We start from the raw sequence: 14,178 nt of genomic DNA, 5'->3' as shown, positions 1-14,178 counted from the left end.
ACTTCCTTGCTCGTCAGGTACGCCGGGCACAGCCCAACTTACTTCAGCAGCCCCAGATCACAACCCAGTGCCGCTCGAACCACCGCGAGATCATCAGATCTCGGTTAGGTTACGGAACGGCAACCGGCTGTGTCCACCCGGGGTCTGAAACGCGCAATTTCAGTACCGGCGCGCGGCGAAGATCGGCATCGAATACAGCGGGGCGTACTTCACCGGCACACCGCTCGTCGACGCGTGGATCACCTGACCGTCACCGGCGTAGATCGCCGAGTGCGATCCGCCGTCGTAGGAGATGACGTCGCCCGGCTGCAGCGCATTCAACGCGACCGGGGTGCCACCGGCGGCCTGCTCCCAGCTGGTTCGGGGCAGGACTCGGCCGGCCTGACGGTACGCCCACTGCACCAGACCGGAGCAGTCGAACGCGTTCGGACCGGTTGCGCCGTAGACATATGGGGCGCCGAGCTTGCTGCGGGCCGCGTCAAGCGCCTGCTGACCGGCCGTGATGGCTTGTTGGAACGGGAGTGGCGGCTGTCCGGGCAGGGCCGGAATCGCGGGCGCCGCGGGCAGCGGCGGCAGGTTGGGAACATCGAACGTTCCCACACCCGGCACATTGACCGGCTCAGCCAGCGCGGGGGCGGCAGGGATCACGATCGCGCCGAGGGCGACGGCCCCGGCAACAGCAGCCCGGCGGACCGGACGACGCGTAACAATGGACGCCACGAAAAAGCTACCTTCCACTCTTCCGCCGGCCGGATACGCGGACTGGAAGTTAGCCCGCTCGCACAAAACAGCGTCCAGCTCGGTGCGCTCACTCGAGCGCGCCGATGAGGCGGCGACCCGCGATGCCGCGCCAGGTCGGCGCAGCAGACTCCGCAAGGTCTCGAAAAGGTTACGAATGGGTCTCGAGGGTGTCTAACCCCTTGACTCAGTCGTGGCCGTCGCGGCGAAACAGCTGGTCAACCGATGCGACGCGGGTCACAAGATGTTGACTCGTCAATCACCGTCGAGCCGGGCGTCGGCACCCTACTGCGCACCAACCGCAGGTGCGGCACCAATCCGGCCTCGGCAAGAGCCTCGATTGCCGCCCGTTCTTCCTGGTCGAACCGCACGCGAGCACCCGCGCCAGAAGTGTGCGCACAACCCAACTCCGCCGGGTCCGGTTCACCCAGCAACACCGTGATCACGCAGTCCCGGCAAGCACGGCCGCGCACCACGCATTCATTGCAGTCGACAATCACTGTGATCCTCATCTCCGCTGCGCAAATCCAGGCGTATGGCCGGGAAATCAGCTGGTCCGTCGGCGACCTTGTCCGTGCCGAAAGCTATCGGGTGGGTACGACAGAAAATGTCGGTGCCCAGCCCTACCGTGTGGCGCGTGAGTTCTCCTGTGGCACGCCAGCTCGCGTTCGATGAGCTCGAAACGCCACTGCGCGAGACGACGTTCGTGGTCGTAGACCTCGAAACCACCGGCGGCAGCGCAGAGCAGGACGCGATCACCGAGATCGGTGCGGTCAAAGTGCGCGGCGGCGAGGTGATCGGGGAACTGGCCACACTCATCGATCCGGGCCGCGGCATCCCGCCCGCCATCGTCGAGATCACTGGCATCACCAACGCCATGGTGGTCGGTGCTCCCCGGATCGAGCGGGTGCTGCCGAGTTTTCTGGAGTTCGCGGCCGGATCGGTCCTGGTCGCGCACAACGCCGGGTTCGACGTCGGATTCTTGCGCCGCGCGGCCGCGCAGTGCGATCTTGCCTGGCCACGCCTGCCGGTGTTGTGCACGGTCAAGCTGGCCCGCCGGGTGCTCACCCGCGACGAAGCACCCTCGGTGAAGCTCTCCGCGCTCGCCGCCCTGTTTCAGGCCTCGACCACACCGACGCACCGCGCGCTCGACGACGCCCGTGCCACCGTCGACGTGCTGCACGGACTGCTCGAGCGGGTCGGGAACCAGGGCGTGCACAGCTTCACCGAGCTCGTCGACTACTTACCCAACGTCTCGGCGGGCCAGCGCGCCAAGAGGTTCCTGGCCTCGTCGCTGCCGCGATCCCCGGGCGTCTACCTCTTCCGTGGGCCAGGCGATGAAGTCCTCTATATCGGCACCGCAGTCGATCTGCAGCGCCGCGTGCGCAACTACTTCACCGGTTCGGAGACGCGCGGGCGGATGAAAGAGATGGTCGCGCTCGCCGAGCGGGTCGACCACGTCGCGTGCGCGCACAGCCTCGAGGCCGGGGTACGCGAACTGCGGTTGCTGATGGCGCATGCCCCGCCGTACAACCGCCGCTCCAAGTTCCCGAAACGGGCGTGGTGGATCTCGCTGACCACCGAGGCGTTCCCGCGCTTGTCGATCACCCGTGAACCAGCCGCGGTGGCGCTCGGGCCGTTCGGCTCCCGCACCGCCGCGGCCGACGTCGCGGCAACCCTGGCTGAGCTCTGCGGCGTCCGCACCTGCACGACTCGGATTTCCCGTCGGGGGACGCACAACTGTCCTCGCGAGGTGGTGGGCGGCTGCGCCGCCGCGGGTCGGCACGACGCGGCGGAATACAGCGCGGGACCGGCCACGGTTGCCGGACTGATCAATGGCAACGACGACGGTCCGCTGCTGACGCTACGCACCGAAATCGACCAGCTCGCGCGCGCGGAGCGGTTCGAGACCGCGGCGCGGCGGCGGGACCGGGCCGCACACGTACTGCGCGCCCTGCGCCGATGCCAACGCCTGCGCGCGGTGGCGGCCATCGATGAGCTGGTGGCCGCCAAACCGGCCGTGGGCGGCGGCTGGGAGATCGCAGTGGTGCGGGCCGGTCGCCTGGCCGGAGCGGGGGTCGCCCGCGCGGGAGTGGCACCCATGCCGGTGATCGAGGCGCTGGTCGCCGCGGCGGAGACCGTGCTCCCGCAGGGCACGCCGCTGCGTGGCGCCCTTCCCGAAGAGGTCGGCCTGATCGCGCGCTGGCTCAGCGAACCCGGGGTGCGGATCGTCACCACCACCGACGGCTATTGCGAACCCGCGCGCGGGGCCGGCAGCTGGATGTCGTGGTGCGAACTGGCCGAGTCGGCAGCGCGCGGCGCCGGCTACGACGAGATCGCCCGGTAGTCTGGCGTCCCATGATCACCGCGATCGTCTTGATCGACGCCGAGTCGAGCCGGATTCCCGAGACAGCGCAAGCGGTCGCGGACACCGATGGCGTCACCGAGGTCTACTCCTGCGCCGGTGACGTCGACATCATCGCTGTAGTGCGGGTGCGTGATCACGCGGCGATCGCCGATGTGGTGACCTCCGGCATCGACAAGGTGCCCGGGGTCATGCGCACCACCACCCACATCGCGTTCCGCTCATATGCGCGCGCCGACGTGGAGGCCGGGTTTTCGATCGGCGAGTAGCTAGCTTCTCGATACTTGCGACTCAGTCCGCGCCCAACTCGCTGGTCACCGCCACCCAGCGGTCCAGCAATGCCGCGGCGGCTCCGGAATCGATCGCATCGGCCGCTCGTTCGAGGCCAGCGGCGAACTGCGACAACAGATTCGGCCCGGGACCGGCGAACGCCACCAGCGCGCCGGCCGCGTTGAGCAACACCGCGTCGCGTACCGGTCCAGGTTTGCCGGCCAGTAGTTCGCGCGCCACGACCGCGTTTGCCTGCGCATCGCCGCCCCGAAGCGCGTCGAGCGGCACCCGGTCGATACCGAGCTCAGCCGGATCGAGGTGGTGACGGACCACGTCGCCGTCGTGCACCGCGAATACCTGGCTGGGTCCCGTCGTGGTCAGCTCGTCGAGCCCGTCATCCCCGCGCACCACCAGCGCACTGGTGCCGCGTCCGGCAAAGACCCCGGCGATGATCGGCTGCAGGTCGGCGAACGCGCAGCCGACCAGGCCCGCGCGCGGCCGCGCTGGGTTGGTCAACGGCCCCAGCACGTTGAAAACCGTCGGGATACCTATTTCTTTGCGCGGTGCCGCGGTGAACCGGTAGGCGGGGTGAAAAACGGGCGCGAAGCAAAAGGCGATGCCCACTTGACTAACGCAGCGGACAACGCCTCGGGGCCCGATGCCGATCCGTACCCCGAGGGCCTCGAGGACGTCAGCGCCGCCGCTCTTCGACGATGCCGCCCGATTGCCATGCTTGACCACCGGCACGCCCGCGGCCGCAACGACGATCGCTGCCATGGTCGAGATGTTCACGGTCCCGGATCGGTCACCGCCCGTTCCGACAACGTCGACGACGTCGACATCCACCGACACGGCGCGGCCGTGGCCGAGCATCGAATCGGCGATGCCGGTCAGTTCCGCGGGGGTGGGGCCCTTCATCTTCAAGGCGACGCCGAACGCCGCGATCTGGGCGGCAGTCGCGTTGTCGGACATGATCTCGTCCATCGCCCACGCGGTGTCGGCCGCATCCAGGTCACGCCGGTCGGCGAGCGCGCCGAGAATCGATGGCCAGCTTCGCGCCGACTCTTCGCGTGGGAACACAGCGTGCAGCTTAGCTAGCGCCATCCGGTTGCAGCGCGTCCCAGCCCAGCGCATCGCCGTCGTACCGCTGCGCCAGGCCGGCCATCCGCGATCGTTCCTGGGAACAATGCAATGCGTCGAGCACCTGCACCCGCTGCAACAGGACCAACTCCGCATCGGCGGGCGAGGGGGCAACCAATCGATACCCGTCCTGCGCGGCGATCGCCGACACGGAGTCGATAGCGCCCGCCGGCAACCGCAGGTGATGGCGCAGCACCGCGGGCGCCTCCGCTACCCAGCGCGGCGCGGTCTCTGCGGCCTCGGCGAGTACCGTCGAACACGCGGCCGCATCGTCGAAACACGCAGCGACAACCACCAAGTCAGACCTGTCGGGATCGAGCTGCGGCGCGACCGGGCGGCGTAGACCGAGGCGACGCGCCAACCGCCCGAGCCCCTTTTCCGACGTCACCCGCCCAGCATCGCACAGCGCGACCAGCGAAATCAGTGTCCAAGGTGGCTTCGTACTACGACGCGCCCCAACGAATTTCGCACCCAAGTACTCCTGACTTACTACGACGGGTCATACTTCTCTCTGTGACGACCGCAGTAGGCACACCAGGATCGGCAATTACCCAGCGCGTGCACTCGCTGAACCGGCCCAATATGGTCAGCGTCGGCACCATCATCTGGCTATCCAGCGAGCTGATGTTCTTCGCCGGCTTGTTCGCGATGTACTTCTCCGCGCGCGCGCAGCAAAATCCGATACTGGGGTGGCCGCCAGAGCCGACGCACCTGGACATGAAGCTGGCGATCCCCGTCACCACGGTGCTGATCCTGTCCTCGTTCACCTGCCAGATGGGTGTGTTCGCCGCCGAGCGTGGTGACGTCTTCGGTCTGCGCCGCTGGTACGTGCTCACGTTCTTCATGGGCGCGTTCTTCGTCGCCGGTCAGCTGACGGAGTACCACGGCCTCTACAGCGAGGGCACCACCATCTCGAGCAGCGTCTACGGCTCGGTCTTCTTCATCACCACCGGATTCCACGGTCTGCACGTCATCGGTGGTCTGATTGCCTTCATTTTCCTGCTGATCCGCACCAAGCTCAGTAAGTTCACTCCCGCGCAGGCAACGGCCGCGATCGTCGTCTCCTACTACTGGCACTTCGTCGACATCGTGTGGATCGGGCTGTTCGGCACCATCTACTTCGTCCGCTAGCTCGCCACCCACCTCGACCACACAGCCCCCGTCGGTACCCGCCAAAAAAAGGGATACAGATGAGTTCCTCTCCCCCACCCGCAGAAGAGCACGACGGCCCGCAGCGCAGCGATAACTCGGCCGCCAAGGCACGGCGTCGGCGTAAGGTACGCCGACGCGTCGCTGGCGGACTCACTCTGCTGATGGGTTTGGTCGCCGCAGGTTTCCTGGCTTCTGTGTTGACCCCCAAGCCGCAGGTCGCCTCGGCTGAGCTCGACCAGGCCGCGCTGATCCGGCAAGGCAAGCAGCTTTTCGACACGTCCTGCATCACCTGCCACGGTGCGAATCTGCAGGGCGTGCAGGACCGCGGCCCGAGCCTGATCGGTGTCGGTGAAGCGGCCGTCTACTTCCAAGTTTCCTCGGGCCGCATGCCGGCCGCGCGTAACGAGGCGCAGATCGAGCGCAAGCCACCGAAGTTCAACGCCGAGCAGACCGACGCGCTCGGCGCCTTCGTGCAGGCCAACGGCGGCGGTCCGACGCTGCCGGCCGGCGACGACGCCTCCTTCCGCGGCAGCGACGTGGCCCGCGGTGGCGACCTGTTCCGCCTCAACTGCGCGTCGTGCCACAACTTCACCGGCAAGGGCGGTGCACTCTCCTCCGGTAAGTACGCACCGCCGCTGGCCCCGGCCTCGTCCAAGCAGGTTTACGCGGCCATGCTGACCGGTCCGCAGAACATGCCGAAGTTCTCCGACCGTCAGCTCACGCCGCAGGAGAAGCGGGACATCGTCGCCTACGTGTACAACGCGACGCAAACGCTTCCGCAGGGCGGCTACGGTCTCGGCGGGTTCGGGCCGGTCACGGAATCGATCGCTATTTGGGTATTCGGAATCGCCACGATTGTCGGCGTAGCACTGTGGATCGGAGCAAGGTCATGAGCGACGGCGGGCAGGAGCGTCACGACCAGGAGGTCGGCGCTACCGGGCACGGCGATGCGCCCAAGAAGTACACCGACGCCGAACTCGACGACATGAGTCGGGACGAGCTGGTCAAGCTCGGTACCGAACTCGATGATGTCAACCTCGCCTTCCGGCGTCCCCGCTGGCCGGTGCGCGGCACCCGCGCCGAGCGCCGGGCCGAGCGCACCGTGGCGTTCTGGTTTGCGCTGGCTGCGGTGTCGGGGCTGGCCTTCATCGGCATCTTTTGTTTCTGGCCGTGGAAGTACAAGGGACGCGGCGAGGACGGCTACATCCTCTACACGATGACCACGCCGCTCTACGGGCTCACCCTCGGCCTGGCGGTTCTCGGCATCGGCGTGGGCGCGGTCCTCTTCACCAAGAAGTTCATCCCCGAAGAGCTCGCGATCCAGACGCGGCACGAGGGACCGTCCTCCGAGGTGGACCGCCGCACGACAGTCGCGCTGCTCAGCGACGCCCTCGAAACCTCCACGCTCAGCCGCCGCAAGCTGATCACCCGCACCGCAGGCCTGAGCGTCGGCGTCGTGGGTGTCGGCGCGCTGATCGCCATGGTTGGTGGGCTGGTGAAGAACCCCTGGGCCAAGCGCGGCGATTCCCCGCTGTGGGTCAGCGGCTGGACGCCCAAGTACAAGGGCGAAACTGTCTACCTGCGCCGCGACACCGGCATCCCGAGCCAGATTGTGCTGGTCCGGCCCGAGGATCTCGACGCCGGCGCCATGGAGACCGTCTTCCCGTTCCGCGAGTCCGAGCGCCACGACGAAGAGGCGCTACTCGACGCGCTGCACGGTATCCGTAACGCGGTCATGCTGATTCGGCTGCGGCCGGACGACGCCAAGCACGCGGTCAAGCGCAAGGGTCAGGAAAACTTCAACTACGGCGACTACTGGGCCTACTCGAAGATCTGCACGCACCTGGGATGCCCGACGTCGCTGTACGAGCAGCAGACCAACCACATCCTGTGCCCCTGCCACCAGTCGCAGTTCCTGGCCACCCACTACGGCAAGCCGATCTTCGGTCCCGCCGCCCGCGCCCTGCCGCAGTTGCCGATCACGGTCAACCCCGAGGGCTTCCTGGTGGCCAACGGAGACTTCATCGAGCCGCTGGGCCCGGCCTTCTGGGAGCGCCCGGCCGGTGTCCACACACCTTCTGACTAGGGGAGCAAGAAATGAGCAAAATAGCCACTCTGGCTGCCCATCAGGCTGACGCGGTCGATTCCCGGTACAAGCTCGCTGCCGGTATGAAGCGGCAGATGAACAAGGTCTTCCCGACGCACTGGTCGTTCATGCTCGGGGAGATCGCGCTCTACAGCTTCATCGTGCTGCTGCTCTCGGGTGTGTACCTGACCCTGTTCTTCGACCCGTCGATGACCGAGGTTGTGTACGACGGCCCGTATCAGCCGCTGCGTGGCATTCACATGTCCCGTGCGTACGAGAGCGCGCTGCAGATTTCCTTCGAGGTGCGCGGCGGGCTGTTCGTCCGCCAGATTCACCACTGGGCGGCGCTGCTGTTCGCGTGCTCGATCATCATCCACATGCTCCGCATCTTCTTCACCGGAGCGTTCCGTCGGCCGCGTGAGGCCAACTGGGTGATCGGCTCGCTGCTGCTGGTCCTGGCCATGTTCGAGGGCTTCTTCGGCTACTCCCTGCCCGACGACCTGCTGTCCGGCATCGGCTTGCGCGCCGCGATGAGCGGCATCGTCTTGAGTTTTCCGGTGATCGGGACGTGGATCCACTGGGCGCTGTTCGGTGGTGACTTCCCCGGCACCATCATGATTCCGCGGCTCTACATCGTCCATGTGCTGTTGTTCCCCGGAATCATCCTGGGCCTCATCGCGATTCACCTGGCGCTGGTGTGGTATCAGAAGCACACGCAGTTCCCCGGCCCGGGTCGCACGGAGAACAACGTGGTCGGCATCCGGATCATGCCGGTGTTCGCGGCCAAGGGTGGCGCGTTCATGGCCCTGGTGATCGGCGTGCTCGCCCTGATGGGTGGCCTGTTGCAGATCAACCCGATCTGGAACCTCGGCCCCTACAACCCCTCGCAGGTGTCGGCGGGTTCGCAGCCGGACTTCTACATGCTCTGGACCGAAGGTCTGGCCCGTATCTTCCCGCCGTGGGAGCTGTACTTCGGCCGCTACATGGTGCCGGCCGTGGTGTGGGTGGCGCTCACCATGGGCGTGGTGCTGATCCTGATGACCGCCTACCCGTGGATCGAGAAGCGGCTCACGAAGGACGACGCACACCACAACTTGCTGCAGCGTCCCCGTGACGTTCCCGTGCGTACCGGCATCGGTGCCATGGCGATCGCATTCTACGTGGTGCTCACGTTGTCGGCCTGCAACGACATCATCGCGTTGAAGTTCGACATCTCGCTGAACGCGACGACGTGGATGGGCCGTATTGGCGTGCTGATTCTGCCGCCGGTGGCCTACTACGTGGCCTACCGCTTCTGTCTCGGGCTGCAGCGGTCGGACCGTCAGGTGCTCGAACACGGCATCGAAACGGGCGTCATCAAGCGGCTGCCGCACGGTGAGTACATCGAGGTGCACCAGACGCTTGGCCCGGTCGACGAGCACGGCCATCCGATCCCGCTCGAGTACCAGGGCGCCACCGTGCCCAAGAAGATGAACAAGCTCGGTTCGGCCGGCCGCCCGGGTACCGGCAGCCTGCTGCGGGCGGACCCGGTCGCGCAAAGCGACGCGTTTGCGCACGCCGAGCACGAGGGCGAAATGACCCAGCTCGCCATCCTCAAGGCGGAGCAGGATCGCGCCCACGGGAACGGTGAAATCGAACACTAGGTTCTAGTCGAAAAACGCCCGCGAGCTGACTACAGCTCGCGGGCGTTTTTCGTTGTTCGGCTGTCTCCCGCTGCTGTGCACTCGCCGCTGCCCACCTGTCGTGGAAGCAGCGCTCCCCTACTGCACACCAACGCAAGTAGCGGCCTCCCGCTTCGCATGACCGAATGCCTCTCGCGGCGCACCGCGATCAGCAGTGAGTGCACTATTTGCAACAAATTGTTCAGAGTTGTATCTGCAACATTGCAAAGTTATCCGTTGCGCTGTACGGTCGAAATATGACTGAACCAGCTGGCGCAACGAAGCGCACGTACAGCGACGAAGCTCACGCAATCAAGCCTCGCGATGTGAGCTTCTCGTTCGATTCGGTTCCGATGCACTACATCCCGGGCGAGGTACTGGCGACGCACATCGTGAACGTGATGCATCTGGTCCTTCCTGAAGGTGAACGCGCCATGGCGCAAGCACTTTCGGAAGCACTGCCGTACATCGAGGACGAGCGCCTCAAGGAAGAGGTGCAGGGCTTTGTTGGCCAGGAGACGATGCACGCGAGCAGCCATGAAGGCGCCCGCAAGCACCTCCAGGCGATCGGCCTGGAGGCCGAGAGTTTTGTCGACAAGGTCGCGTGGCTCGTCGATCGCATCCTGGGCGACCACGGCATGACCGGCCGCGCGAAGGAAGAGTGGCTCAAAGAACGCTTGGGCATCTTCGCCGGCATGGAACACTTCACGGCGGTGATCGGCGATTGGATGCTTCAATCCGACGTCATCGAGGACCTCGGCATGCATCCCACGATGCTCGACCTTGTCCGCTGGCACGGCGCTGAAGAGGTCGAACACCGCAGCGTTGTCTACGACGCTTACATGTATCTGGATGGCGGCTACGCACGGCGCGCGCGCACGGCGGCGATCGCGTCGGCGACCCTGCTTCCGCTCTTCATCATCTCGACCGCGTACCTGTTCAAGAAGGACCCGTCCGAAGACAAGGGTCGCTTCTGGGCCCTGCAGTGGCTGAGCGCGACCGCCCGTGGCGTGATCCCCAACGCCCTCATCTTCTTCACCGAGATGCCGCGCTACCTGCGCCCGGGTTTCCATCCTTCGCAGCTCGGCCCGATGGACGCCGCCCTGCGGTATCTGGCACATTCGCCCGCCGCGCGCGCGGCGGGACACTAAGGACATTCGAAACCGTGGACAACGAAGTCACCCCGACCGCAACGTTGCGGATTCTGGGCACGGTCATGGATGCCTACCGTGAGGTGTTCGTCGCCGGCCCGGCAGCCCCCCTCCTGTCTCGCCCGAAGCCTCTGCGTCGCAGCGGCTTCGAGCTTGACCTGGTCGTGAGCAAGGTCGAGAGAATCGCCGAGGAGGTTGTCGCGCTGACACTTCGGGACACCGAGAACAGCGTTCTGCCCGCTTGGCGCCCAGGCTCGCACCTCGACGTGTTCCTGCCCTCGGGCAAACAGCGGCAGTACTCACTATGCGGCGACCCTGCGGAGACGACCCGCTATCGAATTGCCGTACGTCGGATCGTCGATGGCGGCGGCGGCTCGCTCGAAGTGCACGGCTCGCTCAAGGTCGGCGATGAAGTCCGCGTCCGCGGACCCCGCAACGCGTTCGCGTTCGTCGAGGCACCGTCGTACCACTTCATCGCGGGCGGCATTGGCATCACGCCGATTCTCCCGATGGTCAAAGCAGCCGCGGCCGCCGGGGCGCAGTGGAAGATGGTTTACCTCGGCCGCTCCCGCGGAACCATGCCGTTCCTCGATGAGCTTGAAGCGCTCGGCGACAACGTCCAGGTGCGCACCGACGAGGAACACGGGGTCCCCGACCTCGAGCAACTCCTAGCCGCCGCCGAGCCCGGTGCCGCGATGTACGTGTGCGGTCCCATCCCAGTTCTCGAAGCTGCTCAACGATTCGCATTCCGCGTCAATCCCACCGGTTCGCTGCACATCGAACGCTTCTCGGCATTACCTGTCGTCGATGGCCGGGAATTCGACCTGACCCTGGCGCGAACGGGAAGGACCATCCGCGTCCGCGCCGACGAAACCACACTCGCCGCGATCCGACGGGAAATTCCCGGTGTCGTCTACTCCTGCCAACAGGGCTTCTGCGGCACGTGCAAGGTGTCGGTCCTGCGCGGCAGAGTCGAGCACCGCGATAACCGCCTCCCGGACTCCGAACGTGCGAACCAGATGCTCACGTGCGTATCCCGCGCCTGCGACGACTCGCTCGTCGTCGATCTCTAAGACCCCATTCCACACACCGAAAGCGCATTGGACATGAACCGGACTGGTCAGATCGAACACACCCACGTCGCCATTGTCGGCGCCGGTTTCGGCGGCATCGGGCTGGCAATCAAACTGCGGCAAGCCGGTTTCGACGACATCGCCGTGCTCGAGCGATCCAACGACCTCGGCGGCACGTGGAGCGCGAACACCTACCCAGGTGCAGCATGCGATGTCCCGTCGCACTTGTACTGCTACTCGTTCGCACCGAACCCCGACTGGTCGCACACCTATGCACCGCAGCAGGAAATCCTCGAGTACATCCGTGCTGTCGCGAGCAGGTTCGACGTGCTGCGCCACATCCGGTTCAACACCGAACTTGTCGACGCCCGGTGGGACGACGACGCGGCGCTGTGGCGCATCGAGACCTCAAAGGGCCCACTGACCGCCACCTTCCTCATCTCGGCAACCGGCATCTTCGCCGAAGCCAAGTACCCGAGCTTGCCGGGTATCGAGAACTTCCGGGGCAGGAGCTTCCACTCCCTGCACTGGAACCACGACCACGACCTCACTGATGAGCGGGTCGCGGTCATCGGCACCGGCGCATCCGCCGTGCAGTTCATTCCGGAGATTCAGCCCGACGTTCACCACCTGACGGTGTTCCAGCGTTCGGCGCCGTGGATCGTGCCCCGCCTGGACCGCCGGGCACTGGGTATCGAGAAGTCAATCCTGCGGCACGTCCCGCTGGTCCAGCGCGCGGTGCGCAGCGGCTGGTATGGCGCCATCGAAGCGTTCGGCCTGATCAACCTCGTCGACCTGCGTTTCCGCCACGTCTACGAGTCGATGGCCAGGGTTCAGTTGCTGCGCCAGGTCCGCGACCCGAAGCTGCGGAACAAGCTGACCCCGGACTACGTAATCGGCTGTAAGCGGGCGATTTTCTCCGACGCCTACCTGCCCGCTCTGGACAAGCCCAACGTCACGGTCGTCACCGACGGCATCGCCGAGGTTCGCGCCCACTCGATCGTCGACCGCGCCGGTGTGGAACACCAAGTCGACACGATCATCTACGGCACAGGGTTCACCGCGATTCCGACCGCGTTCGACCACTACGTCGGGCGTGAAGGCCTGTCGATGGCCGAGTTGTACCGCAAGCAACCGCAGACGTACCTCGGTGCGACCCTTGCGGGGTTCCCGAATTTCTTCTGCACGCTCGGACCGTTCGGCGCCGCCGGCAACCAGTCCGCCATCTTCATGATCGAGTCGCAGATCGCGTACATCGTCGATGCCCTAAAGACGGCACGCACGAAGGGTTTCCGTCGGGTCGAGGTCCGTCCCGAGGTCCAAGCCACCTTCCTCGAGGAGATGGAGACACGAAGCCGCGACACCGTCTGGCTCAAGGGCGGCTGCAAGAGCTACTACACCACCGACAGCGGCGAGAACGCCGGTCTCTACCCGAACTGGAGTTTCGAGTACCGCAAACGCTTGTCGGCCTTCGACGCCGAGTCCTACGAGATGACGCTCTGATGGACATCGGCCAGCTCAACCCACTGACGCGGCTGTACGGACCGAAATACGACGTCAACGGCAAGGTCGTGCTCATCACCGGCGCGGCACAAGGCATCGGATTCGAACTCGCCAGCCTGCTGCACCAGCGCGGCGCGTGCGTGGTGCTCGTAGACGTCAATGGCGAGGCGGCTGCGACCGCGGCCAACGCCCTTGGCGAGAAGGCGCTCGCGATCGGGGCCAACGTGGCCGATCGCGACGAGATGGCCAACGCCGTCAACCTGGCGGTGACGGTCTTCGGAGGGCTCGACGTCGTGGTCGCCAACGCCGGGATCGTGCCCAAACCTGCGACGCTGCGCACCATGGACGCGGCTGCGTTCGATCGGGTCATCGACGTCAACCTGACCGGGGTGTTCAATACCATCCACCCGGCACTGGAACACATCGTCGCAGCTCACGGGCATGTGGTCGTCGTCTCCTCGTGCGCGTCGTTCGCCCCCGGGATGGGAGGGTCGCCGTACATGATCAGCAAGGCCGCGGTCGAGCAGCTCGGCCGGTCACTGCGCGTCGAACTGGCACCACACAATGCCACCGCCGGAGTCGCGTATTTCGGCATCGTCGAGACCGCGATGACACACACCACGCTCGATGAGGACGAGCTGGGCCGGGAAATCGGCGGGTTCCTGCCGTGGCCGCTCAACGTCCGGATCACCGCCGCCCAGGCGGCCACGACGATCGCCGCCGGCATCGCCCGCCGCGCGGCCCGCACGATCGCGCCCAGCGGATGGGAGCCCTACGCCCTGTTCCGCGGACTCATCAACGTCGTCCTCGACAGCCAGCTCACGCGCGATCAGCGCGTGCACTCGCTGCTGCGGCGCATCGAGGAACGGGGCGGACAGTGACGATGAGCGATCGGGGATCATTGCGCGCACGCGTCCCGCACACGACGTCGGGTGCGACCGTCCGCAAGCTCATCGCGGTCAGCCCGGTCACGGTCGTCGAAGCCCGCGGTGAATTGCAGCGGATCGGCGCTCGCCGACACATGCCGGCGGGATGACCT

General features: G+C 66.0%; 15 protein-coding genes. 11 read left to right on the top strand and 4 right to left on the bottom strand.

Features of this window, described 5'->3' with window-relative positions; genetic code table 11:
- Positions 1-159: 159 nt before the first annotated feature.
- The gene (locus FOS14_RS05500; protein ID WP_143769259.1) at positions 160-720 is read right to left on the bottom strand and encodes a C40 family peptidase; all 561 of its coding nucleotides are present in this window, start codon (positions 718-720) and stop codon (positions 160-162) included.
- Between the two features lie 236 nt (positions 721-956).
- Positions 957-1,250 (bottom strand): hypothetical protein, encoded by a 294-nt coding sequence (locus FOS14_RS05495; protein ID WP_143769258.1) that lies wholly within the window; start codon positions 1,248-1,250, stop codon positions 957-959.
- Positions 1,251-1,345: 95 nt separating this feature from the next.
- Between FOS14_RS05495 and FOS14_RS05490 the strand changes: the two genes are divergently transcribed.
- The gene (locus FOS14_RS05490) at positions 1,346-3,085 is read left to right on the top strand and encodes a DEDD exonuclease domain-containing protein (protein WP_143769257.1); all 1,740 of its coding nucleotides are present in this window, start codon (positions 1,346-1,348) and stop codon (positions 3,083-3,085) included.
- Positions 3,086-3,096: 11 nt separating this feature from the next.
- A complete protein-coding gene (locus FOS14_RS05485; protein WP_143769256.1) occupies positions 3,097-3,372 on the top strand; it encodes an Lrp/AsnC family transcriptional regulator in 276 nt (91 codons plus the stop codon).
- A 22-nt stretch (positions 3,373-3,394) separates the two neighbouring features.
- On the opposite strand, the gene trpD is transcribed toward FOS14_RS05485, so the two are convergent.
- Together trpD and FOS14_RS05475 are read right to left on the bottom strand one after the other, a co-directional pair.
- Complete coding sequence (gene trpD / locus FOS14_RS05480) at positions 3,395-4,453, bottom strand: anthranilate phosphoribosyltransferase (RefSeq protein ID WP_255450085.1); 1,059 nt, start codon at positions 4,451-4,453, stop codon at positions 3,395-3,397.
- Positions 4,454-4,463: 10 nt separating this feature from the next.
- Positions 4,464-4,901: a hypothetical protein gene (locus tag FOS14_RS05475; protein WP_370512166.1), complete on the bottom strand. Its 438-nt coding sequence runs from the start codon at positions 4,899-4,901 to the stop codon at positions 4,464-4,466.
- 125 nt (positions 4,902-5,026) lie between these two features.
- Here FOS14_RS05475 and FOS14_RS05470 point away from each other — a divergent pair, with 125 nt between their 5' ends.
- From FOS14_RS05470 to FOS14_RS24615, 9 genes are all read left to right on the top strand, one after another.
- Positions 5,027-5,644, top strand: coding sequence for a heme-copper oxidase subunit III (locus FOS14_RS05470; RefSeq protein WP_143769254.1), 618 nt, complete (start codon positions 5,027-5,029; stop codon positions 5,642-5,644).
- A gap of 59 nt (positions 5,645-5,703) precedes the next feature.
- Complete coding sequence (locus tag FOS14_RS05465; RefSeq protein WP_143769253.1) at positions 5,704-6,558, top strand: c-type cytochrome; 855 nt, start codon at positions 5,704-5,706, stop codon at positions 6,556-6,558.
- Positions 6,555-7,751: a ubiquinol-cytochrome c reductase iron-sulfur subunit gene (locus FOS14_RS05460; protein WP_143769252.1), complete on the top strand. Its 1,197-nt coding sequence runs from the start codon at positions 6,555-6,557 to the stop codon at positions 7,749-7,751. The genes FOS14_RS05465 and FOS14_RS05460 overlap by 4 nt, the downstream gene beginning before the upstream one ends.
- 11 nt (positions 7,752-7,762) lie before the next feature.
- Positions 7,763-9,394 (top strand): cytochrome bc complex cytochrome b subunit, encoded by a 1,632-nt coding sequence (locus tag FOS14_RS05455; RefSeq protein ID WP_143769251.1) that lies wholly within the window; start codon positions 7,763-7,765, stop codon positions 9,392-9,394.
- 275 nt (positions 9,395-9,669) lie between these two features.
- On the top strand, positions 9,670-10,563 hold the full coding sequence (locus tag FOS14_RS05450) for a metal-dependent hydrolase (RefSeq protein ID WP_143769348.1): 894 nt from the start codon (positions 9,670-9,672) through the stop codon (positions 10,561-10,563).
- 65 nt (positions 10,564-10,628) lie between these two features.
- Positions 10,629-11,636 carry a PDR/VanB family oxidoreductase gene (locus FOS14_RS05445; protein ID WP_143769347.1) on the top strand — a complete coding sequence of 336 codons (1,008 nt, stop codon included), beginning with the start codon at positions 10,629-10,631 and terminating at the stop codon, positions 11,634-11,636.
- Positions 11,637-11,669: 33 nt separating this feature from the next.
- On the top strand, positions 11,670-13,139 hold the full coding sequence (locus FOS14_RS05440; RefSeq protein ID WP_143769250.1) for an NAD(P)/FAD-dependent oxidoreductase: 1,470 nt from the start codon (positions 11,670-11,672) through the stop codon (positions 13,137-13,139).
- Positions 13,139-14,020, top strand: a complete 882-nt coding sequence (locus FOS14_RS05435) for a short-chain dehydrogenase/reductase (RefSeq protein WP_143769249.1) — start codon at positions 13,139-13,141, stop codon at positions 14,018-14,020. Before FOS14_RS05440 ends, FOS14_RS05435 begins: the two co-directional genes overlap by 1 nt.
- A gap of 2 nt (positions 14,021-14,022) precedes the next feature.
- Positions 14,023-14,175, top strand: a complete 153-nt coding sequence (locus FOS14_RS24615; protein ID WP_185981623.1) for a hypothetical protein — start codon at positions 14,023-14,025, stop codon at positions 14,173-14,175.
- Positions 14,176-14,178 lie beyond the last annotated feature (3 nt).

The organism is Skermania sp. ID1734 (genome assembly GCF_007489285.1).
Taxonomy (GTDB): domain Bacteria; phylum Actinomycetota; class Actinomycetes; order Mycobacteriales; family Mycobacteriaceae; genus ID1734.
Note: the sequence above shows the minus strand (reverse complement) of the source record. Positions and strands in the feature narration are given on the sequence as shown.